Source organism: Paenibacillus sp. 203, from assembly GCF_037027525.1.
GTDB classification, from domain to species: domain Bacteria; phylum Bacillota; class Bacilli; order Paenibacillales; family Paenibacillaceae; genus Paenibacillus; species Paenibacillus polymyxa_B.
On the sequence record NZ_JAXCHD010000004.1, the window covers coordinates 522,869 to 544,632 of the forward strand.

21 protein-coding genes are annotated in these 21,764 nt (G+C 46.0%); 11 read left to right on the plus strand and 10 right to left on the minus strand.

Annotated elements, in window-relative coordinates:
• Window positions 1-28: 28 nt before the first annotated feature.
• From glnA to WA407_RS11885, 4 genes are all read left to right on the plus strand, one after another.
• Entirely contained in the window at window positions 29-1,453 is a 1,425-nt protein-coding gene (gene glnA, locus WA407_RS11870; protein WP_061829159.1) for a type I glutamate--ammonia ligase, read from the plus strand.
• Window positions 1,454-1,718: 265 nt separating this feature from the next.
• Window positions 1,719-2,810, plus strand: coding sequence for a 3-phosphoserine/phosphohydroxythreonine transaminase (gene serC, locus WA407_RS11875; RefSeq protein ID WP_336077417.1), 1,092 nt, complete (start codon window positions 1,719-1,721; stop codon window positions 2,808-2,810).
• 239 nt (window positions 2,811-3,049) lie between these two features.
• Window positions 3,050-3,514, plus strand: coding sequence for a tRNA (uridine(34)/cytosine(34)/5-carboxymethylaminomethyluridine(34)-2'-O)-methyltransferase TrmL (gene trmL / locus WA407_RS11880; protein WP_061829161.1), 465 nt, complete (start codon window positions 3,050-3,052; stop codon window positions 3,512-3,514).
• Window positions 3,515-3,889: 375 nt separating this feature from the next.
• Window positions 3,890-4,138, plus strand: a complete 249-nt coding sequence (locus WA407_RS11885; protein ID WP_013309439.1) for an AbrB/MazE/SpoVT family DNA-binding domain-containing protein — start codon at window positions 3,890-3,892, stop codon at window positions 4,136-4,138.
• A gap of 98 nt (window positions 4,139-4,236) precedes the next feature.
• Here WA407_RS11885 and WA407_RS11890 read toward each other — a convergent pair whose 3' ends face one another.
• A complete protein-coding gene (locus WA407_RS11890) occupies window positions 4,237-5,304 on the minus strand; it encodes a phosphodiester glycosidase family protein (RefSeq protein ID WP_235307888.1) in 1,068 nt (355 codons plus the stop codon).
• A complete protein-coding gene (locus WA407_RS11895) occupies window positions 5,301-5,708 on the minus strand; it encodes a hypothetical protein (RefSeq protein WP_013309441.1) in 408 nt (135 codons plus the stop codon). The genes WA407_RS11890 and WA407_RS11895 overlap by 4 nt, the downstream gene beginning before the upstream one ends.
• Window positions 5,709-5,984: 276 nt before the next feature.
• On the opposite strand from WA407_RS11895, the gene WA407_RS11900 reads away from it, so the two are divergent.
• On the plus strand, window positions 5,985-6,641 hold the full coding sequence (locus WA407_RS11900; protein ID WP_023987808.1) for a response regulator transcription factor: 657 nt from the start codon (window positions 5,985-5,987) through the stop codon (window positions 6,639-6,641).
• Window positions 6,642-6,691: 50 nt separating this feature from the next.
• Window positions 6,692-7,945 (plus strand): aminotransferase-like domain-containing protein, encoded by a 1,254-nt coding sequence (locus WA407_RS11905; RefSeq protein ID WP_061829165.1) that lies wholly within the window; start codon window positions 6,692-6,694, stop codon window positions 7,943-7,945.
• A 19-nt stretch (window positions 7,946-7,964) separates the two neighbouring features.
• Here the strand turns inward: WA407_RS11905 and WA407_RS11910 are convergent, their stop codons facing one another.
• On the minus strand, window positions 7,965-8,798 hold the full coding sequence (locus WA407_RS11910) for a DUF2161 domain-containing phosphodiesterase (protein ID WP_254327713.1): 834 nt from the start codon (window positions 8,796-8,798) through the stop codon (window positions 7,965-7,967).
• Window positions 8,799-9,081: 283 nt separating this feature from the next.
• Between WA407_RS11910 and WA407_RS11915 the strand changes: the two genes are divergently transcribed.
• On the plus strand, window positions 9,082-10,977 hold the full coding sequence (locus WA407_RS11915; protein WP_165176125.1) for a PrkA family serine protein kinase: 1,896 nt from the start codon (window positions 9,082-9,084) through the stop codon (window positions 10,975-10,977).
• A 295-nt stretch (window positions 10,978-11,272) separates the two neighbouring features.
• The gene (locus WA407_RS11920) at window positions 11,273-12,295 is read left to right on the plus strand and encodes a globin-coupled sensor protein (protein WP_061831409.1); all 1,023 of its coding nucleotides are present in this window, start codon (window positions 11,273-11,275) and stop codon (window positions 12,293-12,295) included.
• A 38-nt stretch (window positions 12,296-12,333) separates the two neighbouring features.
• Here the strand turns inward: WA407_RS11920 and WA407_RS11925 are convergent, their stop codons facing one another.
• From WA407_RS11925 to WA407_RS11955, 7 genes are all read right to left on the minus strand, one after another.
• Window positions 12,334-13,212 (minus strand): arylamine N-acetyltransferase family protein, encoded by an 879-nt coding sequence (locus WA407_RS11925; RefSeq protein WP_336077418.1) that lies wholly within the window; start codon window positions 13,210-13,212, stop codon window positions 12,334-12,336.
• A gap of 244 nt (window positions 13,213-13,456) precedes the next feature.
• The gene (locus WA407_RS11930) at window positions 13,457-14,353 is read right to left on the minus strand and encodes a phosphotransferase (protein WP_235307890.1); all 897 of its coding nucleotides are present in this window, start codon (window positions 14,351-14,353) and stop codon (window positions 13,457-13,459) included.
• 18 nt (window positions 14,354-14,371) lie between these two features.
• Window positions 14,372-15,382, minus strand: a complete 1,011-nt coding sequence (locus tag WA407_RS11935) for an aminoglycoside phosphotransferase family protein (RefSeq protein ID WP_336077419.1) — start codon at window positions 15,380-15,382, stop codon at window positions 14,372-14,374.
• 207 nt (window positions 15,383-15,589) lie between these two features.
• Entirely contained in the window at window positions 15,590-16,138 is a 549-nt protein-coding gene (locus WA407_RS11940) for a PepSY domain-containing protein (RefSeq protein ID WP_336077420.1), read from the minus strand.
• A 119-nt stretch (window positions 16,139-16,257) separates the two neighbouring features.
• Window positions 16,258-16,851 carry a PepSY domain-containing protein gene (locus WA407_RS11945; RefSeq protein ID WP_235307893.1) on the minus strand — a complete coding sequence of 198 codons (594 nt, stop codon included), beginning with the start codon at window positions 16,849-16,851 and terminating at the stop codon, window positions 16,258-16,260.
• Window positions 16,852-16,873: 22 nt separating this feature from the next.
• The gene (locus WA407_RS11950) at window positions 16,874-18,235 is read right to left on the minus strand and encodes a sensor histidine kinase (protein WP_336077421.1); all 1,362 of its coding nucleotides are present in this window, start codon (window positions 18,233-18,235) and stop codon (window positions 16,874-16,876) included.
• Complete coding sequence (locus WA407_RS11955) at window positions 18,232-18,933, minus strand: response regulator transcription factor (protein ID WP_336077422.1); 702 nt, start codon at window positions 18,931-18,933, stop codon at window positions 18,232-18,234. The genes WA407_RS11950 and WA407_RS11955 overlap by 4 nt, the downstream gene beginning before the upstream one ends.
• A gap of 326 nt (window positions 18,934-19,259) precedes the next feature.
• Between WA407_RS11955 and WA407_RS11960 the strand changes: the two genes are divergently transcribed.
• From WA407_RS11960 to WA407_RS11970, 3 genes are read left to right on the plus strand one after another with little or no spacing between them, the layout of a single operon-like run.
• A complete protein-coding gene (locus tag WA407_RS11960) occupies window positions 19,260-19,955 on the plus strand; it encodes an AroM family protein (RefSeq protein ID WP_336077423.1) in 696 nt (231 codons plus the stop codon).
• Window positions 19,956-19,981: 26 nt separating this feature from the next.
• Window positions 19,982-20,932 (plus strand): aminopeptidase, encoded by a 951-nt coding sequence (locus WA407_RS11965; RefSeq protein ID WP_336077424.1) that lies wholly within the window; start codon window positions 19,982-19,984, stop codon window positions 20,930-20,932.
• A 16-nt stretch (window positions 20,933-20,948) separates the two neighbouring features.
• Window positions 20,949-21,575 (plus strand): aspartate/glutamate racemase family protein, encoded by a 627-nt coding sequence (locus WA407_RS11970; RefSeq protein ID WP_336077425.1) that lies wholly within the window; start codon window positions 20,949-20,951, stop codon window positions 21,573-21,575.
• Window positions 21,576-21,764 lie beyond the last annotated feature (189 nt).

Consider the following 21,764-nt stretch of genomic DNA (forward strand, 5'->3'; position numbering starts at 1 on the left):
TGTTCGGAAAAATTGGGAGGAAGAAGACATGTCCGTTGAAAACGTATTGAAAACAATTCAGGAAAATAATATTGAGTGGGTAGATTTTCGTTTTGTAGATTTGTCTGGTCGTGCTCACCATATTTCATTGCCAGCTTCCGAAGTAGATGAAGAGACATTTGTTAACGGTGTTGCTTTCGACGGTTCTTCCATTCCCGGCTATCGTGGCATTGAGGAATCCGACATGGTTATGCTGCCCGATCCAGAAGCGGTTTTTATCGACCCTTTCACTCAGCATCCTACACTGAATATCCTGTGTGACATTGCTACGCCAGACGGCGAAAAATACGACCGCGATCCTCGCGGCATCGCAAAAAAAGCTGAGGCATTTCTGCAATCGGCAGGAGTGGGCACAGCAGCATTTTTTGCACCTGAGTCCGAGTTTTTCATCTTTGATGATGTACGCTACGAAAGCGGCATGAACAGCTCCTCCTTCTTCGTAGATTCCGAGGAAGCAGCTTGGAACACGAACCGTAAGGAAGAAGGCGGCAACCTGGGCTTTAAAGTGGGGGTGAAGGGCGGATATGTACCTGTAGCGCCAGTAGACACCCAACAAGATATCCGTAGTGAAATGTGCCGTTTGCTTGAAGAAGCAGGTCTGAGAATTGAGCGCCATCACCATGAGGTAGCTACGGCAGGCCAAGCGGAAATCAACTTCCGTTTTGATACACTCAAGAAAACAGCAGACAACCTGCTCGTTTATAAATACATTGTACACAACACAGCTCGTCAATATGGTAAAGTGGCAACATTCATGCCGAAACCGATTTTTGGGGATAACGGAAGCGGTATGCACGTTCACCAATCTATTTTCGATGGCGACACTCCTTTGTTCTATGAAAAAGGTGGTTATGCTAATCTGAGCGAAATGGCTCTTCATTACATTGGTGGTATTCTGTACCACGCACCTGCGTTGATCGCTTTGACCAACCCAAGCACCAACTCGTTCAAACGTCTCGTTCCTGGCTACGAAGCACCAGTTAACCTGGTATTCTCCAAAGGTAACCGTTCTGCGGCTGTACGTATTCCAGTAGCAGCTGTTACTCCTAAAGGCTGTCGGATCGAGTTCCGTACACCGGACTCCACAGCTAACCCTTACCTTGCCTTCTCAGCAATGCTGATGGCGGGTCTGGATGGCATCAAGCGCAAACTGAACCCAATCGAATTGGGATATGGTCCACTTGACAGCAACATCTACGAGCTGTCTGATGCTGAAAAAGGTAAAATTCGTAGCGTACCTGGTTCATTGGATGAGGCTCTGGACGCTCTGGAAGCTGACTACGAATTCTTGACTGAAGGCGGCGTATTTACGAAGGACTTTATTGATAACTATGTAGAGCTCAAACGTTCTGAAGCTAAATCGGTGAACATCCGTGTTCATCCACACGAATACAGCCTGTATTTTGACTGCTAATAAGTCGATAGCATAGCTGCTTTGAATAACAAGCATTAGCTTACGGGTAACAGTTGTTATTCAAAATAGGTCTCCGGTCTTATGCCGGGGACCTTTTAATATTAAAGTGAAAATCACAGAATAAAGATGTTAAATATCTTAACATTCACAACTCTGTCACATCATAAATGAAATTGAAAACATTTTTATACAAGTCTTGAACGCATTTATGAATACTGCTATCATAGCGATAATATCCACACCAGAGTAGAGAAGGGATGGGAATTTGTTGAGTAAGAGAGCCTACAATTTTAATGCAGGACCAGCGGCATTGCCGCTCAAAGTACTAGAACGTGTACAAGCTGAATTCGTAGATTTCCAGGGAACAGGGATGTCGATCATGGAAATGTCTCACCGTGGAGCTGTGTATGAATCTGTTCATAATGAGGCGCAGGAACGCCTGTTATCTCTGCTGGGCAATCCACAAGGCTACAAGGTGTTATTCCTACAAGGTGGCGCAAGTACGCAGTTTGCGATGCTGCCTTTAAATTTCTTGAGTGAAGGACAGACTGGGAGCTATGTAATGACAGGTAGCTGGTCGGACAAGGCCTATAAAGAAGCCAAGCTACTGGGCAAGGCTCATGTTGCTGCATCCTCCGCTGATGAGAAGTACATGCGTCTTCCGAATGTGGATTCCTTGGACTTGCCTGAGAATACTGCTTATGTGCATATGACGTCCAACGAAACGATTGAAGGTACACAATTTAAGCAATTCCCGGATACGGGTTCCGTACCCTTGATTGTGGACATGTCCAGTGATATTTTATGCAAGCCTTTTGATGTTACTCAATTTGGATTGATTTATGCTGGCGCACAAAAAAATCTGGGGCCTTCTGGTGTGACGGTCGTGATTGCCCGTGAAGAGTTGCTGACTTCCTCACCGGACAATATTCCTACGATGTTGCGTTATAGCACATATGAAAAAAATAACTCTCTCTACAATACTCCCCCATCCTTTGCCATATACATGGTGAATGAAGTGCTGAAATGGATTCAGGAAGAAGGCGGTTTGGAAGGCATTGAGCGTGTGAACCAGCAGAAAGCTGCTTTGCTATACAACCGTATTGACAGTAGCGAAGGCTTCTATCGTGGTTGTGTGGACAGCGCTGATCGCTCTATCATGAATGTAACCTTCCGCCTCGCGAACGAGGATCTGGAAAAACAATTTATTAAGGAATCCGAACAGGCCGGGTTTATCGGTCTGAAGGGGCATCGCAGTGTAGGAGGGCTTCGAGCCTCGATCTACAATGCTGTTCCACTGGAGAACTGTCAAGCATTAGCCGAGTTTATGGACGGATTCAAGCAACGTAACAGTTGATTACACGGACATATATTTCGATACACGATATTTGAAATCGAAAATGTAAATGTAGAGCCTTCCCTGAATGTGTATAGGGGAAGGCTTTTAGTGGTGTGGGTTGAAGTTTTTGTCGTTTGATGTTCATTTCTGTCTGATTTTGTTAAAATAAAAGAATGTGTATGTTTTCAAGGTATACACTTTGGTTAAACTGTAGGTTATTTGTCTGATGAATTTAATGATGAAGGGAACGAAACGTGATGCCATTACATATTGTGCTTGTCGAGCCGGAAATCCCGGCTAACACAGGGAATATTGCTAGAACGTGTGCTGCAACCGGAACTCATCTACATCTGGTGAAGCCACTGGGCTTCCGTACCGACGATGCTACGTTAAAACGGGCCGGACTTGATTATTGGTATGCTGTCCACATTGAATATCATGAGTCTTTTGCTGAAGTGCAGGAGAAATATCAGGAAGGTCGCTTTTTTTATGCGACGACCAAAGCGAATCAGCGATATAGTGATATTGCATTTCAGGATGGAGACTTCTTGGTATTTGGTAAAGAAACGAAAGGTTTGCCGCCAGAGCTGCTAGCTGCTAATCCAAATACATGCATCAAGATGCCTATGTCAGATAAAGTAAGATCTCTAAACTTGTCGAATTCCGCTGCGATTATCGTATATGAAGCGTTGAGACAAATGGATTTTCCAGGTTTATCGTAAAGAACATCGAGTGAACAAGTATAAATGCGAATAAAGAACCAGGACCTTAGTTGGTAATAAAAGTTTCACCTATATTGCTCAAATCTACATGATAGTGGAACTAAATAAGGGTTGTATGGTCAAAAATTTGCGAAATTTCTCAGCGAGGGCTAATGATAATTGGCTTTCCGGTCGATAAAAATATTACAGACATTCTGTACCATACTTTGATATGGTTCATGATTTTATGAAAAAATGTAATAAAATTTCCTGTGATCAGCAGGATTCGACAAAAAGACAGCGAATACTACATAAAGAATAGTGTCTTTGTACCTAGTTTTTCGCATGGTAAGAAATTTGTAAGTTATTACTCAATAGGAGAGGTGTACGATCACGATGAAACCTGCCGGTGTGGTACGTAAAGTTGATCAGCTGGGGAGAATAGTTTTGCCTAAGTCACTGCGTAAAAGATATCAAATGAATGAGGGAGATCCTGTCGAAATTTTGGTTCAGGGTGACCACATTATTTTGGAGCGTTATCGTCCAAAATGTGTATTCTGCGGGTCAGTAGAACAAGTGAACGATTTCAAAGACCGTTATATTTGTGCTCAATGCCTGACAGAAATGACACAGTATTCCTCCTAAATGAGGCAAAAGCATCACGACATTCGTTCGTGATGCTTTTTTTCGGATTGAGCCGTACGTCGGCAAGCATATTTAATTTGTTAGCAGACTACACATAGCTATTTATAGAACAAAAAATGAGTAGGGACTGGACGCAAATTACCATCTGACGGTTTGTTTACGACTCGACCGTTAAGTATAAGCGACGAGGAACCGCCTCCGTCCAAATTATAGGCATCTTGAACACCTAGATTGTACATTTTTCCTTGCAGTTCTTCGAGCGTCGCGCCCGAACCCCCGCTTTCATTGTAGCCGTCTACGACAATAATGAGCAACTGATCATCTTTGTAGTTGCCAATGACCGTACGTGGGGCCCGCTTGGGGGAGACTTTCCATTTGTCAGGAATAGGCATTTTTTGTCCCCTTTGCAGCAGGACGGGAACGAAGGTAGCACCAAAGGCAGGCTTTAAGCTGTCAAGAGCACCTTGACTGTAAAATTTGCCACCGATAAGCTTGCCATCGTTACTCAGTCCGACGAAGGACAAATCCTTAAAACTGGACTGAAAGCCAGTAAGGTAGTGGCCGTTCAAGACAGTAGTGCTTAATGGATAGCGTTTGCCGTCTCCATCCGCAAAGCCGCCTGCATTGATGCCTGCAATAGCTCCGTGTCTCAAGACTGCACGCATGGTGGTTTCGGAGCCACCCAATTTGTCACTTCCCAAAGACATTTTCATAGCAGTAGGATCTTTAAGTTTGACCTTCATAGCGTAGCCATGATAAATTCCCGGGTTTACCTTAAATAATTCAATGGTAATCCGATTGCTATCTACCCGCTCATAGGGAACCCCCAGTTTGGCGGTGATGCGTCGATCATAGATAATCGCGGGCCGCTTGGACTGCGTAGAGGCAGTCACGACAAGCTGATTCATCGTTTGAGTCGTTTGCTTGTATAGCTCAGAAGTCCGGCGAATTGTAGACAAGGTGTATGTTGCCGTTTGCTTGGCTTCATCAAGCTGCTTGCCTACTGATTGCATTTGTAGAGTGGCTTCAGCTTTTTGCAAACTCAAAGAAGTAGACCCAGGAAAGCTCAATGAGGGATGCACTAACAAAATATACCCCAACAAGCCGATAAAAGGAGCAAGGGCCAACATAAAGAACCGGTTCACTTGTTTTGCGTCTACATTCATTTTAGCAAGTCCATTTTTTTCTGAAGTGTATTGAGCTGCTGCTTGACTTCGTTTAATTGGGTATACAGTTTGTTGCTGTTATCGGTCTTATTGTTTGCATTATCCTTCGTAAAGGTCAGTAGTTCATTGAAGGACTGGACTTTGCCCTGCAATCCGCTAACTTCCTTGGAAAGAGCAGTCAGTTGCTTTTCATAGTCAGATTTGAGTGCTTGAATCTGTTGGTCTGTATGGGTTTGCATCTCGTTTAGCATTTGCTGTTTCAAGTGATTGCTATACAGATAGGTTGCGAGAGCACCTAGTATAATAAGAATGAACCAAAATAGCAGAAAAGCCTTTACGGGTAACCCCTTTCTTGAATTGCTCCGCCGAGCTTCGGCAGGAGGACGTTCAGGTGAAGCTTGCATACGATTTTCAACTCCCGTGTAAAGTCAAATTTCCAGTCCTTTATTTGCAGTACCAATTCTATCATGGGCCTATTTATTTCGCAAAAGCGAAATAGTCGTATAAAAATATTGGAAAAAGAGATTGCATCGGAAGGAAGTCCTAGGATACAATTTCCTTAAACGTTTTTCGCTTCCTATACGTTCACATTCGCGCAATTTCTACATATGCAATCCCTAATTTTAGAATTATTTTCGCTACTAACTATGTATTTTTTTGTAAACTCAGGAGGTTTAGATATGAGAAAAGTATGGCAGGTGGTCATCATAGATATCCATCCTACAAGTATGCTGGGAACAAAGCTTATTTTGGAAGACCAGCAGGATTTGCTTGTCAGAGGGATGTCTTCCTCCGGAACGGAAGGCTTGGAGCTGGCTTGCTCCATTCGACCGGAAATCATTTTAATGGACTACAGGTTGCCTGAGGGAACGGCGGAACCATTTTTGACACAAATGCGGGCCTTGTCTCCGGACAGCCATATTGTTATTATGACGGATGAGGATAATATTACGTTGTTTCAGCAGCTAATTTCGCTTGGAGCAAATGGAATGTTATCCAAACAGGCATCACCGAGCCAGTTAATCCATCTGATCAACGGTTTGCGCGAAGGATTTGCTTCTTTACCGATGGATTGGATTCGATGTGGAAATTGGCCCTTTATGCCGTTAATGGCGTCCGAGCCTTTTGACGAATTGACACAAACCGAAGTGTTTATTATGGAACGTATTGTACAAGGAATTACATATGACAAAATTGCTATTGAGATCGAAGTTAGCCGGCGCTCCATTGATAATTATCTACGTAAAATTTATGCGAAATTAGGCGTGTCCAGCCGGGCGCAGGCGATTGAACGTTATGCCTTATATGCGCGTCAGATGAAGCAGCTATACGCCTGACGCGTCAGCCCGGAGATCATGACCTATTTTTCAGGAGAAGGAGGATGTTCATGCAATATTCCTTTGCTTCACGAACGGCTGCGATGTTGGCTTCTCCAGTGCGTCATATCCGGGAAAATGCGAGAAGACACTCCTTTATATCTCTGGCTGAAGAACTACCTGCACAAGAGCTGTTTCCGGTGAAGCTGCTGGAAGAGGCGGCCCATGATGTGTTTGGCTCCGGCCCTGACGCCCTCCAGTATGGTGAACCGGAGGGCTATTTCCCTTTGCGAGCATGGCTTGCGGGAGAGTGGGAACAGCGTAAAGGAGTAAGAGTACCACCAGGTCAAATCCTCCTCACGACAGGCAGTCAGCAGGCCATTGACCTGATCATAAGGCTGATGGTGGATGAGCGTGATCCGGTATTGGTCGAAAACCCTACGTCTCCTGGATGTTTACAAGTGCTATCTATGCAGGGTGCGCAGATCGTTCCTGTAGAATCAGATGGGGAAGGTGTCATTCCTGATAAGCTTGAAGCTTTAATGATCCGTTATCGACCCAAGCTTTTTTTTGCCACGCCGACGTTTACGAATCCGACGGGCTCCTTATGGAGCGCGGCTAGGCGGCAGGAAATTTTGGACCTGTGCAGGCATCATGAGGTGCTAGTAGTTGAGGATGATTCTTATGGTGAATTGCATTTGAAGCAAAAAAATGAGTTCCATGACAAGAGTCCACATGGTCAGAGTCGAAAATTTGCAGAGACTTACCCCTCTCTATTTGCGCTGGATCATGCGGGTCAGGGCGGCCAAGTGCTCTATATCGGTTCGTTCAATAAAACAGTTGCTCCTGCGCTGAGAACGGGTTGGGCTGCTGGTCCTGCACCGCTGATTGAAGGGATGTACGCCTTGAAGCAGCTGGCCGATATGCAATCCAGTACGATGAACCAACGGCTGCTGTTCCAATTGCTGACCAGCTCGCGTTTTCAATGGCATGAGCACTTAGCGATGCTGAACAAGGAATATTCGACTCGACTTCAATTAATCTTGGAGCTGCTCAAGCGCCCGTTTTGGAAAGACGTGACGTATCATATTCCGTCCGGTGGCATGTATGTATGGGTGCAGTTGCCCGATGGGCTGGACAGCGCATTGCTGCTAAAGGCGGCGTTACCCAAAGGCGTAGCCTTTATGCCAGGTGCGCTATGTGCGGTTGGCAGTGAAGGCGCGTCCCATATTCGCCTTAATTTTAGCCATCCGGGCCGTGAGCAATTGCTTATGGGCATGAATCTGATCGGTGAGACGATTAGCGAATTTACTGCGCGGAGCTAGCGAAAACCATCGCCCCATGTCAGTCATCCTCCGCTTCCACAACAACGGTGGAGTAAGTGATTGGCGCTTCCGCAATCTGGAGCTGTCCACTGTCCTCGTCAAGCTTTGCGGCCATTTCAGCGGCCGTTTTTATGCCATGCTCTTGCAGTACTGCCGCATACTCGTTCAGGGCAGCTTCGCCAAACGGAGTCAGTCGATAGCGGCCGCGGGATACGCGCTCAAACCAGCCGTAGTAGTTGTGCTGAAGTACGGCAGCAGCTGTGCTGACGGCTGCTATGCGAGCGAGCTGCGCCGGGGCAGCTTCCCCCAAGCCCTGCAAGGCTGCGGCTACGCGCAGCGCTTTTTCCCGGTAGGCAGTGACCAGCTTGCGTCGGGTGCTGCCGCCGGTATTGTGGTCACCGCTGCGTGCGTGAAATTCCCGCAGCAGCTTTTCCTTGCGCGAGCCGTGGCGTACCGTTGCTGCATTGTGGACATTGTCGCTATGCGCCGCAGGCTTACACAGTACCTCAACGAGCGGCGGCTTCGTTTTGAAATGGGTGACGGTGAGCAAGCCAAGTCCCAACTGGCGGCACAGTCCGACCAGCTCGTTCCAGCGTTGATTCACGGCCCCTTTTTTGGCACGATTTCGTTCTACAGCTACATATACATTGCTGCTTAGTTTCAAACGCTGCATGCCTTGCAGCACAAGCGCCAGGTTAAACGTCTTTTTGATCTCCACAATCAATGGTGTCTGTTGCCCTGGCTTGATACCCACCAAATCGCAGTTGCGCACCTCTCCTTTGACTTCATATCCCAAGTTCTCAAAAAAGGCTTTCACCGGAGCGTACAGCTCCGTCTCATGCCGAACCGCCATGACTTCTCCCGCTCCTTTATCCCATTATTCCGAGCTTATATTGTACCATATTGCGTCAGGTCCGCGTTGTTGTTGTATATTTTAGCACAGTGTATCCCTTGGTTTTTTTGAAAAAGCAGAGAGACCTGTCACAAAAAATAGGTCAATTCTGAAATCAATCTGCATAGGTATGTATTACACTTTTTTTAAGGGGATTGCATCATATCCTGAAAGGCGTGACGAGTGTAGCCATAATCATCAGGAGTGGAGGATAGTCATTACGCAGTCATGGGAGGAACCGAGCATGAATATTTTTGAACGCGTTGCGGAGTACCGGGCGGAAAACAACCGTCTGGCCTGGAGCGGCACTTTTAGAGAGTATATTGAGATACTCAAGAAAGACCCGACGCCGGCGATGACAGCTCATGCACGGGTTTACAAGATGATTGAATCTTTTGGTGTAGAAGAGGTTGGGGGACATAAGCGATACAAATTTTTTGAGCAGGAGATCTTTGGACTGGATCGAGCGCTAGAAAAGTTGGTGGAGGAATATTTCCATTCCTCAGCCAGGCGGCTTGATGTTCGCAAGCGTATCCTTCTTTTGATGGGACCCGTCAGTGGGGGGAAATCGACACTGGTCACGTTGCTAAAACGTGGTCTGGAGAAATTTTCAAGAACGGATCAGGGAGCCGTATACGCGATTGAAGGCTGCCCCATGCACGAGGACCCGCTTCATCTGATTCCCCATGAGCTGCGTCCCGATTTTGAAAAGGAGCTGGGTGTACGGATTGAAGGTAATCTCTGCCCATCCTGCCAGATGAGATTGCGCACGGAATTTGATGGTGATATTGAAAAGGTCCGCGTGGAGCGGGTATTTATATCTGAAGAAAACCGGATTGGTATTGGTACGTTCAGCCCTTCTGATCCGAAGTCACAGGATATTGCTGATTTGACGGGCAGCATCGACTTTTCCACGATTACAGAGTATGGTTCGGAATCTGATCCGCGTGCGTATCGGTTTGACGGAGAATTGAACAAAGCGAATCGTGGACTGATGGAGTTTCAGGAAATGCTGAAATGCGATGAGAAGTTTTTGTGGAATTTGCTTTCTCTGACCCAAGAGGGAAATTTTAAGGCTGGGCGGTTTGCGCTCATCAGTGCAGATGAACTGATCGTGGCTCACACCAATGAATCCGAGTATAAAAGCTTTATTGCAAACAAAAAGAACGAGGCGTTGCAATCACGGATGATTGTAATGCCGATTCCTTATAACCTGAAAGTATCTGAGGAAGAAAAGATTTACGCCAAGCTCATTGACCAAAGTGATATGAGACATATCCACATTGCGCCTCATGCGCTGCGAACGGCTGCCATTTTCTCCGTGCTTACCCGCTTGAAGGAGACGAAGAAACAGGGGATGGATCTGGTCAAAAAGATGCGCATGTATGACGGTGAAGAGGTCGAAGGATACAAGGAAGCCGATCTGAAAGAAATGCAAAGTGAGTTTCTGGAGGAAGGTATGTCCGGGGTAGACCCGCGGTACGTCATTAATCGTATTTCTAGTGCATTGATTAAGCAAAATGTGGAATCCATCAATGCCCTGGACATTTTACGAGCAATTAAGGATGGTCTGGATCAACATGCCTCCATCACAAAGGAAGAACGGGAGCGGTATCTGAATTTCATTTCCGTGGCTCGTAAGGAATATGACGAATTGGCGAAAAAAGAAGTGCAGAAGGCCTTTGTGTACTCTTTCGAGGAATCAGCCAAGACGCTGTTTGACAACTATTTGGATAACATCGAAGCTTTTTGCAATTGGGCGAAAATTCGCGATCCGCTCACAGATGAGGAACTCGACCCGGATGAGCGGCTCATGCGCTCTATTGAGGAGCAAATCGGGGTATCGGAAAATGCGAAAAAAGCGTTCCGTGAAGAAATATTAATCCGTATTTCCGCGTATTCTCGCAAGGGACGAAAGTTTGAGTATCATCATCATGATCGGCTGCGAGAAGCCATTGAGAAGAAGCTGTTTGCCGATTTGAAGGATATTGTGAAGATTACGACTTCGACCAAAACGCCTGACGCTAATCAGCTCAAACGGATGAATGAGGTGATTAAGCGACTGATTGAGGAGCACGGCTACACAGGAGCCAGCGCCAACGATCTGTTAAGGTATGTAGGTAGCCTCCTGAATCGGTAAGACGAATAATAAACAAGTACAGTATGGTGAAACCATGGGTTGATTTGGATGGTGTCATACGGTTGTGAGGTATCCGATGAACGTGTTTCGTAGAGGGAATTCGGCAAGCACAGGGGATTTCAGGTGCTGCCGGATTCTTTTTTTGTATCATTAAGCAGTTGAGTTTATATATATTTTTTCTGAAATTGCTATGAAAAAAATTATAATCAATCTTCTGCTTTTTTAACATTTTCTAAAAAGTTGCCGATAAATATGGTAATGTAAAATCTATGTAAACTATTATTTGGAGGAACTTATGATTCATGTCGCGGAGAGTAGATTAAAACAGATACAATATATTGGTATTACTGATGATGATTTGGCTTTATTGCATCATTATCAGGGACTATTCCAATCTATTGTGAATGAGGTGGTCGATCGGTTTTATGAGCATGTAGAAAAGGTTCCGCATCTCATGTCGATTATTTCCAAATGGTCGAATATTGAGCGACTAAAACAAACACAACGTGAATACTGGCTTTCTCTCGCAGATGGAAAAATAGATGATCAGTTTATCGAGCACCGTCTTTTTGTGGGGCAGGTACATTCCCGAATCGGACTGTCCTCCGATTATTATTTAGGCACTTACATTGCTTATCTTGATATTGCAGTCGACATTTTAAAGCGTTCGGGGATAGAGGATTGGTTTTCTATTGTGCATGCTCTTTCCAAAATGTTCAACCTGGATTCCCAGCTTGTACTGGAAGCTTATCAGGAAAAGGAAAAGGAACAAATCAACGAGCTGGCCGACGAACAAACGCAGGTGCTGACCGTTGTGTCCCGAATTGCGCAAAATTTGACCGGGATGATTGCTGAGCTTAGGGAAAATACGGATAATATCGCGGAGAGTGCCTGCAACACTGCTTCTTCGCAGGAACATACAGAGGAATTGGTACAGCATTTGAGTGACGAGATTAAGCATATTGAGCAGATGAGCGGTACGATCCGGGAACTGTCCGATCAGACTCATCTGCTGGGACTGAATGCGGCGATTGAGGCTGCCCATGCGCAGGAAGCAGGGCGCGGGTTTCAAATTGTGGCACAGGAGGTGCGAAAGCTTGCATCTAATTCGAAGCAAGCACAGGAGCAAATTCAGCGCAAGGTGCTGGATATTGCCCGTATGCTTGACAGTGTGCAATCCGAAACAGCTGTCACAACAGCCAGTGCCCGGCAACAGGCTTCCAGCTCAGAGGAATTGGCTTCGTTCACAAAGCTGATCGAAAACATGGTGAAGGAATTGGAAATGCTGCAGCACTCCTCGGAAATGCTAAAGGTGTAAGATGTGGCTTGAAGGCTATCCTTACGTTGGAGGCTTCACTACTGTAACGATTCAGTCATAGACTTTTTCCATTCAATATGAGCCGCAAGTACTCTTTTCCATAACTCGTCCCGTTCCTGGCGACTGTAGTTAACGAGCGGCTCGCCAAATACATCTGCCAACACTTCCAGCCACTGCGACTTCTTATCCAGTTCTATTTTTTCCAAACTGTGTAGCCCGCGTCTTTTCCAAATACATCCTCTGAGTTCATTCGCCTCTAATGCTTGCCTTTGCCGAATCAGAAACAGGTTAAACCATGGAGATTCCGCTGAGCGGCTATAAAAATGATGTTTCGGCATAAATTCTTCCAAATCCTGAACAACCGCAGGGGCAAAATCAACGCCAACAAATGAAGCAAGTGAGTCATGCTCTAAGCGCCAACCTTTTGTAACAACTCCGGATTCCATAACTTTATAATGAAGAGGGGTTTGTTCATAAGTCCCCATACGGAGTGGAAGAGGCTCATATGGCATATCGCCTAGCCCGACATCAACAATCCATACTTCATCTTCATGATGCTCATTTAGCAAGTTCACTGTTAGCCCAAGATGAAATGAATTAATGCGTGGTTCAGCTCCCAGAGGTTGTACCCCGGCACGATGCAGAGAGACTTTGTACCCTAGTGAATATAGTAGTGCACTAAAGGCACCATTCAGATGAAAACAATAACCACTTCTCCCATGTAGAATGAGTTGAATGGATTCTCGAAAACCAATGGCTGCCGGCTTCCTTGCAAAAATATCCAATGTTTGCCATGAAAGATGTTTTACATGAGCCTTATGCAGCTCAACTAAATAGGAAAGGGTAGGAGGCTGAATTTCGGGAATTCCGATTCTGTTTAAATAAGCTTTTATTTCTTCTATTGTCATGGTGTACATGTACCATCACCTCTATTGTTAGTTTCCCAAATTCTCTTCTCGAAACCATGGAGCATTGAGTCTTAGCATCATTGTAGAAGGGGGAAGTGCTGTTTACAATGCTATATATTTTTGGTTGTACCGGTACAGTCAGCAATTCGATTGGCTTTAGCGGCATGCGCTTTTCCTGTAGCTGGTTGTCAGAACACAAAAAAACAGACCGCTTCATCGGGTCTGTTTTTTTGTTTAGTTCCAAGCTGACAGATTATAAGAGCGATCTAAGTTCACGTCGGTATTTGTTCAAATGCGCGAACGACGGAATGACTCGCTTGGCAGAACGGAAGCCGCCTATTCTGATATTGCGGACCACATGATAGGGAGAGATCAATAGTGCGTGAAGCAGATGCAAATCATGGGTGCTCAATGGACGATATCGTTGATAGTAATCTATCGCGCGCAGCATCTTTGTCCCATTCCAAAGACAATTCCGATGAAGAAGATGGGAGAGATCTTTCATCCTTACATGTAGGGAGCAATTTTCAAAGTCGATCATATGGATTTTGAGCTGTTTGTCTTTAATCAGATTGGGATAATTATAGTCGCCGTGTATAAATGCGGCGGCTTTTTGCTCCTGAGCAATGGCTTCTCTAACTTTGGGCTGCTGTAGGCGATGGGACACTTCCTCACAAAGAGCTACGAGGTGTGCTGTGCCTCTGTATGGGATGAGGCGTTTTTTGTATCCAGCTATTTCATCGCTCAAGCCTTCATAACGGATTCTAGATGGCGGAGCTTCAGTGACAGGAAAGCCCACGGCACTGGAATGGAATTTGGCTAAAGTAGCAATTCCCTTTTTGAAGTCTATTCTTTTTGTGAATTCTGGTCTGAGTCCATGAACCCAATTGGTTAATGTATACGAAACACCTTCATAGGTCATGTAAGCCGCTCGTTGTACTGTTGGATAGACCTTTTGGCTGCGTGTAAACCCGCGCTCATCCAAGTAGGACAAGACACGTGTAATAAAACGGATCTCTTCTTCCGGGAATTTGTAGGGTTTTAAGCAATAAGTCGTATTAGCGGTCTCAATCTTGTGAATGTCCTTCATTTGACGGCTACGCTGAATTTTGATTCCGTACATCTGCTCAACGTTCGATAAAATCGACATTTTGCTCCTCACTTTCTTTTATGCATGAGCCCACTCCTGCAAAATATGGATGATTTGTAATCGAAGAGGCCACGACTGATCCCAATTGTCCAGGATTTCGCGATCTCTTGAACGATTCGGGTGTCGGGAAGCATGCCAGGCTTCTCGTGGTAGTTTATATAAAGCTGTAACAATCTTCCGTTCAGTACGGCTTAGCGGTTTGCGTTTTTGGTATGCCTTCAGCAAGGATTGCACAAATTCAGGGTTGAATTGAGTCGTATTCATAAGGGCCTTTGCCAAATCAGCATAGGCTGAGCCGATCTTAACCCGATCCCAATCAATGATTTTGAGATGACCGTCATCCGAAATAATGACATTCGGGGTAGTGATATCACTGTGTATCAAGGAGGGATGCCGATGTTCCATCCGAAGCAGCCTTATAATGGATGCATCCTGCAAATCCTTCCATGCTCGCCTGGATAAACGTTTGCAGTCTTCGCCGTGAGCATTGTACCAGTTGCGGTACGTTTTATCATGGCGACTGGTTTTTGTCATTTTTTTTTGAAAAAGACGATCCTGGTTTTTCCATATCCGCAATTGTTGAATGGTCGGAGGGGACTTTCCTTTATCTATCTGATGCAAGCCGGTGGAGGTGGCGTGAAGTGTAGCAAGTGCCCGCCCCAGTTTTTCGAAATCTTCAGCGGTCTCCAGTCCCCGTCCTTTGATCCACTGACTTACATAAAATGGCGTTCCCTGATACAGAGTCCATAACTTGCCGGAATGAGTGGGGAGCCATGCGGGCATGTAGGTATACTTTCTCTTTTTCAAAAGCCTGATATGGCTCGCAGCTCGTTCCATCTGTTGAATCGTATTTGAACGGACCATCTTTGTACGACTAAAGGGTTTTAATGCATAAGTTCCCTTTTTCGTTTTCACCTTGATCACTGCATTTTTTCGGTATAATGATGAGACTAAGCTTGATTTTAACGGGATCAGGCCGAAACGACGGGTGATTTTGCGAATCTGTGCTTTAGTATAGGATTTCGCCATAAGAACCTCACTTGACTTTGGATTGAAGAAAAAAGGTAATCCTCTGTTAGTTATCAGTCTATTCATGAAGAAATAATAGGTGCAGTTTTATGGAGCCATCTTCGTTCATTTCCTGTGTCACATTGGTCAAAAAAACGGAGCAGCGAAAGTTCGCTGCTCCGTTTTAATTAGCTCTGTACTTAGTTACCCTAATTATGACCTGGGTAATTAATATTCGTTGTCATCATCGTCGTCTGTATCCACGATTGCGCCAGATGATGCATGGATATCAAGCTCAACGGTTCCTTCGTTGGTGAGTACCTTTACCTCGTAGATGAATTGTCCATCTTCCTTATCCAATTTAGAAGACAAAAGGGTACTCCCGGGCACGTGCTTAAGCGCGATTTGTCCAGCCTGCTTTTCTGTCAGGGTGATGTGATTTGGTTTGTTAAGGGAGGACTCGTTATTAGAGTCATGATCAAGCTCAGAATGGGAACGGATGGTTTTCCCGGTATGAGCATCAATATCTATATCCCAATCTTTATCCCCTTGCTGGAGATCCACCTCATAGTAGACTTTTCCATTCTTGCGCTCTAGTTCGACATCTTCAACTTGTGCATTATTCCCCACAGCCTTCTTGGCAATGTTGGCAGCGGCGGTCGCTCCAATAAGGCCCGTAGGTTTAGCGGCCCATACGGCATTCGCTGAGACACCCGTAACCGTAACTCCAAGCAGAACCGTAGCTGCCATAATTCCAAATGTATAGTTTTTTTTCATTACATTGTTCCTCCTTGTGCTATAAGCATGAATACAGCTTATCTCTTGAACATGAGAGGAACATAATAGAATCATGAGAAAACCATGAGAAAACATGAGCTGAGATGATCATCAAGTCGTCATGATTCGTTGTGCTCCTGTTTTTCTTTTTCCCACGTTATAGAGTCGATAGAGCCCGATACTGCATTGACCTGTACCACTGCTTCACGCCCATTTTTCACCTCAACCTCAACCAGATAATAGAGGCCTTTGTCGTTGCGGTGAAGCTCAATATCATCGGATGTTCCGTTAACTGCTTTGGCAGCAAGCTTGGCTGCTTCTTTCTCTGTAATAACGAGAGAAACCGGGTCAGGTTTATTAGCTGGATTCGATGTGTCTCTGGTTGGTGAGTTACCGGAATTGTGGTCTTGGGGCTCCTGCTCCACATCTGTATAAGCTTGTGTCCGCTTAATGGAGTCGATGACACCGTCATAGGCATTGGCTTTTATATCATACTTCCCTTTGGCGCGTTCCAGCCTGATCAGATAAAAATCACCCAAGCGTTGGGATTCGAGCACCTCGCCGGGATACTGATGCAAAACGGATTGGATGACGGCCTTTTCTTCCAATGGAGAAGCTGCTAACGACCGTGCCCAAGGCCACTGTAAAAGACAAATTGTAATCAATACAGCCGCCAGCGTACCCCCAATTATCCACACATAGATGGCTTTCATCGTTATTCCCTCCTTTGGCTTATTATTTTGGAACGGTAGGGAGGATGATCGTTGCCGTTGTTCCGCTCCCCTCTACACTTTCTAGCCCAATTTGAGCATGTATAGCTTGTGCAATTCCTGTAGCCAATGATAAGCCTAGTCCAGTCCCACCTTCCTCGCGGCTTCTGGCTTCATCCACACGATAGAAGCGGTCGAATACTTTAGATAACTTTTCTTCCGGGATTCCAATTCCTTGATCTGTGATTCTTATGCAGGGTTGAGCTGTATCGCCTATCGTATCAATCATCAGGTGTATCGGCTCGTCACTGTATTTGCGTGCATTATCCAAAAAGATAAATAGGAGCTGCTTCAGCTTATTTTCATCGGTATAGCCAATGCAGTCTGCCTGTACATCCAGTTGAATTTGTCGGGCGAACGCATTTTCAAATGTAGCCTTTAATTCTGTCGCTATTCTGGTCAGGCGTACAGGCTCCAGCACGACATTCCACTGTTCTTCGTTTCTGGCCAACAAAAGAAGCTGCTCTGCCATGTCCTTCATTCGGATCGCCTCGGAATGGATCGCTTCAACGGATTCGGCAAAAATCTTGGGATGCTGCAACCCCCGCCGTTTGAGCAGGCTGGCATAACTTTCAATAATGGTGAGCGGTGTCTTCAATTCATGGGACGCATTAGATACAAATTGTTCTTGCCTGACGAAATTCCGCTCCAGCAGTTCAATCATGTCATTAAATGTTTCACCCATTTCGACCAGTTCGTCGCGTGATGATGAATGGAGTGGAAGACGTTTAAATTTCCCGCTGCGCTGAATTTCTTTCATCGTGCTAATCATAGATGTAATTGGACGTGTGATCAGTCTGCCGAGCAGTCTTCCCGATACCACGACAGGAATGAGCGCAATTCCAGTGACAGCAACAAGTACGATTCTGAGTACCTGTAGCGTCTGCATCGTCGGTTGCAGACTTTCGGTCACCTGGAGATTGACAACCTCGCCATTGGTCCAAATCATGGGGAGCGATACAAGAATGTAACGGTTGCTTTCATAGGTAATGATGCGAACCTGCCGTGTTTCATCAAAAACGCCCTTCATCAAGCTAAGAGATTGCTCGGAAGAAGAGGTGATAGGGGGAAGAAAGTCGCCTTCTGGTTTCATTAGCCGAAGCATGCCATCCAGCGGTACATAGGCTCGGAGAAGATCCTCAGCGGCTACGGATACCGGAGCACGTTGAATCCCACGAATCATGTTTTCTGCTGCGGCCTCTACCTGGCCTTTTCGACTGTCTATCGAAAGTTGGCTGAATAGGAAATAGACTGAGAAGTTAATGGCCACAAGTAAAATTCCGAATAATAACGAGGTATACGTATGGATTTTGTTTTGTAGCTTCATAAGGATTCCTTCAGAACATAACCAATTCCGCGTACAGTATGGATCAGCTCAGGGAGCTGGCGCGTAGGGTCGATTTTATTGCGCACGTAGCGAATATACACATCGACCACATTGGTATCGCCCATATAATCTATGCCCCATACATTCTCCAGTAATTGTTCACGGCTAAGTACCTGCCGCTGGTGTCTGAGTAAATGAACGAGCAAGTCAAACTCTCGCGGTGTAAGCTCAATGTTGTGCTCTCCCCGAAGAACTTCACGAGTACCTTCATGGAGACGTAAATCCCCGGCACTAAGCCATTTATCTACCACTTGTGGAGCCGTGTTTTTCGTTGCACCCACTCTGAGTGCGGCCCGTACACGTGCAAGCAGCTCTTCGATCACAAACGGTTTGGTAACATAATCATTGGCTCCCAAATCGAGTCCCTCGACCTTATCTGCAATGGAACTTTTAGCCGTCAGCAAAATGACAGGAACGTTCGCATCATGCTTACGAATCCTCCGAAGTAGCTCGATGCCATTGAGACCGGGAATCATAATATCCAACAACACTAGGTCCCAATTGCCTTTGCAATACGTCTCCAGCCCATCAATTCCGTTTTTTTCTTTACATACTTGATAGCCTTCAAATTGAAGTTCGATCTCTAGAAGCCGGGCAATCTTTTCTTCGTCTTCTACGATCAAAATAGATTGTTTCATGATCATGCCCTCCTGTAGGCGAATAGCCGATACGGAAGTATTTTAGCATATACGGACAGGTAAGACACTTCAAAGCGCAGGGCAGTGAGGGAAGAGATATTTATACTGCGTTATATTTTTTGACACTAAAAAGGGATAAAATGTAATAATGGCGCTATGATTTTGTTTTTTTATCCTTTATGCACAACAAATAAGCCTTTGTTTTGGTCAGAACGAACATTGTTTATGTTAGGAAAGTTGCAGTAACATAAGTTAAAACTATTCACCAGAACCGAAATAAGGGCAGACCGCGGGCTTGCCCTTTGTCGCCAGGAGCGTAAAATAAAATGAAGCGAAAGCAGGGGTTCAAAATGCATAAGCTTGGGATGATTACGATTGGGCAAGCCCCTCGGTCAGATGTGGCCCCTATCGTAGAAAGGGCGTTGGAAGGACGGGCAGAGCTGGTACAGGCTGGTGCGCTGGATGGGCTCTCATTGGACTATATACAACAGAATCTATCACCATCACCGGGAGAATATGTATTAACCTCGCGCTTGACGACCGGGGAGTCGGTGGTCATTTCACGCGAAAAAATCCAGCCGCTGCTCCAGGAAAAAATCACACGTTTGGAGCAGCAAGGCATACGTACGATTTTGCTACTCTGTACCGGTGTGTTTCCTGGATTGCATACCCGAAGCGCTTTTCTAATTGAGCCAGATCATGTGCTTCCTCCTGTACTAAAGGCTATGTCCAGCGGAAGAAGACTAGGCCTCATTGGACCGCTCGAAGAACAGAAGAACAACCTCAAGCTTAAATTCAGTCCATATGGATTGAATCCAGAGTTTGCGGCGGTCTCACCTTACAGTGGCAGTGAGGAAGAATTTTGCCGAGCAGCCGGACAGTTCAAGAATCAAGCCGATCTGATCGTGCTGGATTGCATGGGCTATACGGAAACGCATAGAGAGCTAGCGGCGCATTACTCGGGGGTTCCCGTTGTATTGTCCAATGCCTTGATAGGCAAACTGGTATCGGAAATGGTGTAAGGAGCTAAAAATTGGAGGTAAGAACTATGAGTCAACAACGTATTGAAATCAGTAAAAATGTATTGCAAAAATGTTTGGGACTTGCCGCTGGGGAGACGCTTCTGGTCGTAACCGACGATGATAAAAAAGAATTGGGCGAGTCCATATATGAGGCTGGCAAGGCACTGGGGGCAGAAGCAGCTATTTTGACGATGAAGGTTCGCTCCAAATCGGGCGAGGAGCCTCCAGTCCCTGTTGCCGAAGCCATGCTTCGTTCCAACGTTGTTGTATGTGTCACCCGGTATTCGCTGACACATACAAGTGCCCGTAAGCAGGCCGCAGCTGCTGGAGCACGCCTGGCGACCATGCCTGGCATGACAGACGATATGTTCATGAATGGAGCAATCGCTGCTGATTATCCGAAGGTCAAGGCGCTGACCGAAGAGGTAACCGCATTGCTGACTGCTGCCAAGCAGGTACGGATTGAAAAGGATGGATATAGCTTGAACTTTACCATAGAAGGGCGCAACGGCGTTCCCAGTACAGGTATGTATTTGAATCCTGGCGAATCGGGCAATCTGCCTTCCGGTGAAGCGTATATTGCTCCACTGGAAGGAACGGCACAGGGTCAGATTGTGGTGGACGGTTCTGTAGCAGGAATCGGTGCCTTACAAGAGCCGCTGCTGCTAACGGTGCAAAATGGCAGATTAATCGCCGCAGAAGGGGAAGCCGGACAGTCCCTGTTGGATATGCTCGGCGAAGGCGATGGTAGAATGCTGGCCGAATTTGGTATTGGAACGAATGATAAAGCCCGCATTACAGGTGTTGTGTTAGAGGACGAGAAAGTGTATGGCACGATTCATGTCGCTTTTGGCAGTAATAATACCTTCGGGGGAACTGTCGCTGCGGGTGTACATATTGACGGAGTCGTACAAAAACCGGATGTATATCTGGATGGTCGTCTGATGATGAAGGCTGGTCAGTTGCTAGAGAGATAAAAGGGAGGAAGTTATCATGCTTGGAATGATCAGAGTGCTTACCATGCAAGACAAAGCAGCTATCGACCTTCACGGCCGGGTCATTGAGCAGCGCTACGGGCTGCCTGTCACCAGTGTATGTATCCCTGATCAGCCGAAAGGAATCTACGATGATATCACAGACCGGGAAGCGGTGCCTAAAATTGTGCTTGCGGCGCAACAACTCGTTGAACAAGGCTGTACGTCTATCGGTATTAGCTGCGCGGCTGATCCGGCGCTAGAGGAAACTCGTCAAGCTGTATCTGTACCTGTATACGGGGCGGGGTCTTGTGCGGCACTCTTGGCTCTGACATCGGCCAGCCGTGTAGGCGTGTTGACCATTTTGGAGGAGGCTCCGCCGCTGATTCGCCACATTTTGGGCAATTCCTATATCGGTACAGAGCGTCCCATAGGTGTGCAGACGACACTGGACTTGAACACTGCACAAGGTAAAGAGGCGGCTATAGCAGCAGCGCTGCGGATTCAGGAGAAGGGAGCTGAGGTCATCGTACTTGCCTGCACAGGTTTTGTAACGATGAACTTTGCGCCAGAGCTGGAGCGTTCACTGGGTATTCGGGCTATTGATCCGATTGTGGCGTTGGGTGCAGCCGTGTCGGTACGCTAGCAGTTGCTTCGTGTGGAGAACAAGCAGGATAGTTCTTAAACTTCATTATAAATAGTTGAATATTAAAATAAACCGCCCTTTTCCAGAAAAGGGCGGTTTATTTAGGTTCCATTGAGCTCCTAAAGATAGGAATGGGCTGGTGTGGATAGACTTGACCAAGCGGTAAAAGGTTTTGTTTTGTACACTTTT

What these genes read in the sequence shown, in the direction of transcription:
- WA407_RS11925 (WP_336077418.1), bottom strand. Translation starts at nt 13,212, where the DNA reads ATGTACACCATGACAATAGAAGAAATAAAAGCTTATTTAAACAGAATC.
- WA407_RS11945 (WP_235307893.1), bottom strand. Translation starts at nt 16,851, where the DNA reads ATGAAAGCCATCTATGTGTGGATAATTGGGGGTACGCTGGCGGCTGTA.
- WA407_RS11890 (WP_235307888.1), bottom strand. Translation starts at nt 5,304, where the DNA reads ATGAATGTAGACGCAAAACAAGTGAACCGGTTCTTTATGTTGGCCCTT.
- WA407_RS11960 (WP_336077423.1), top strand. Translation starts at nt 19,260, where the DNA reads ATGAAGCGAAAGCAGGGGTTCAAAATGCATAAGCTTGGGATGATTACG.
- WA407_RS11955 (WP_336077422.1), bottom strand. Translation starts at nt 18,933, where the DNA reads ATGAAACAATCTATTTTGATCGTAGAAGACGAAGAAAAGATTGCCCGG.
- WA407_RS11885 (WP_013309439.1), top strand. Translation starts at nt 3,890, where the DNA reads ATGAAACCTGCCGGTGTGGTACGTAAAGTTGATCAGCTGGGGAGAATA.
- WA407_RS11915 (WP_165176125.1), top strand. Translation starts at nt 9,082, where the DNA reads ATGAATATTTTTGAACGCGTTGCGGAGTACCGGGCGGAAAACAACCGT.
- WA407_RS11950 (WP_336077421.1), bottom strand. Translation starts at nt 18,235, where the DNA reads ATGAAGCTACAAAACAAAATCCATACGTATACCTCGTTATTATTCGGA.
- glnA (WP_061829159.1), top strand. Translation starts at nt 29, where the DNA reads ATGTCCGTTGAAAACGTATTGAAAACAATTCAGGAAAATAATATTGAG.
- WA407_RS11910 (WP_254327713.1), bottom strand. Translation starts at nt 8,798, where the DNA reads ATGGCGGTTCGGCATGAGACGGAGCTGTACGCTCCGGTGAAAGCCTTT.
- WA407_RS11930 (WP_235307890.1), bottom strand. Translation starts at nt 14,353, where the DNA reads ATGTCGATTTTATCGAACGTTGAGCAGATGTACGGAATCAAAATTCAG.
- WA407_RS11900 (WP_023987808.1), top strand. Translation starts at nt 5,985, where the DNA reads ATGAGAAAAGTATGGCAGGTGGTCATCATAGATATCCATCCTACAAGT.
- WA407_RS11940 (WP_336077420.1), bottom strand. Translation starts at nt 16,138, where the DNA reads ATGAAAAAAAACTATACATTTGGAATTATGGCAGCTACGGTTCTGCTT.
- WA407_RS11935 (WP_336077419.1), bottom strand. Translation starts at nt 15,382, where the DNA reads ATGGCGAAATCCTATACTAAAGCACAGATTCGCAAAATCACCCGTCGT.
- WA407_RS11965 (WP_336077424.1), top strand. Translation starts at nt 19,982, where the DNA reads ATGAGTCAACAACGTATTGAAATCAGTAAAAATGTATTGCAAAAATGT.
- WA407_RS11920 (WP_061831409.1), top strand. Translation starts at nt 11,273, where the DNA reads ATGATTCATGTCGCGGAGAGTAGATTAAAACAGATACAATATATTGGT.
- WA407_RS11895 (WP_013309441.1), bottom strand. Translation starts at nt 5,708, where the DNA reads ATGCAAGCTTCACCTGAACGTCCTCCTGCCGAAGCTCGGCGGAGCAAT.
- WA407_RS11970 (WP_336077425.1), top strand. Translation starts at nt 20,949, where the DNA reads ATGCTTGGAATGATCAGAGTGCTTACCATGCAAGACAAAGCAGCTATC.
- WA407_RS11905 (WP_061829165.1), top strand. Translation starts at nt 6,692, where the DNA reads ATGCAATATTCCTTTGCTTCACGAACGGCTGCGATGTTGGCTTCTCCA.
- trmL (WP_061829161.1), top strand. Translation starts at nt 3,050, where the DNA reads ATGCCATTACATATTGTGCTTGTCGAGCCGGAAATCCCGGCTAACACA.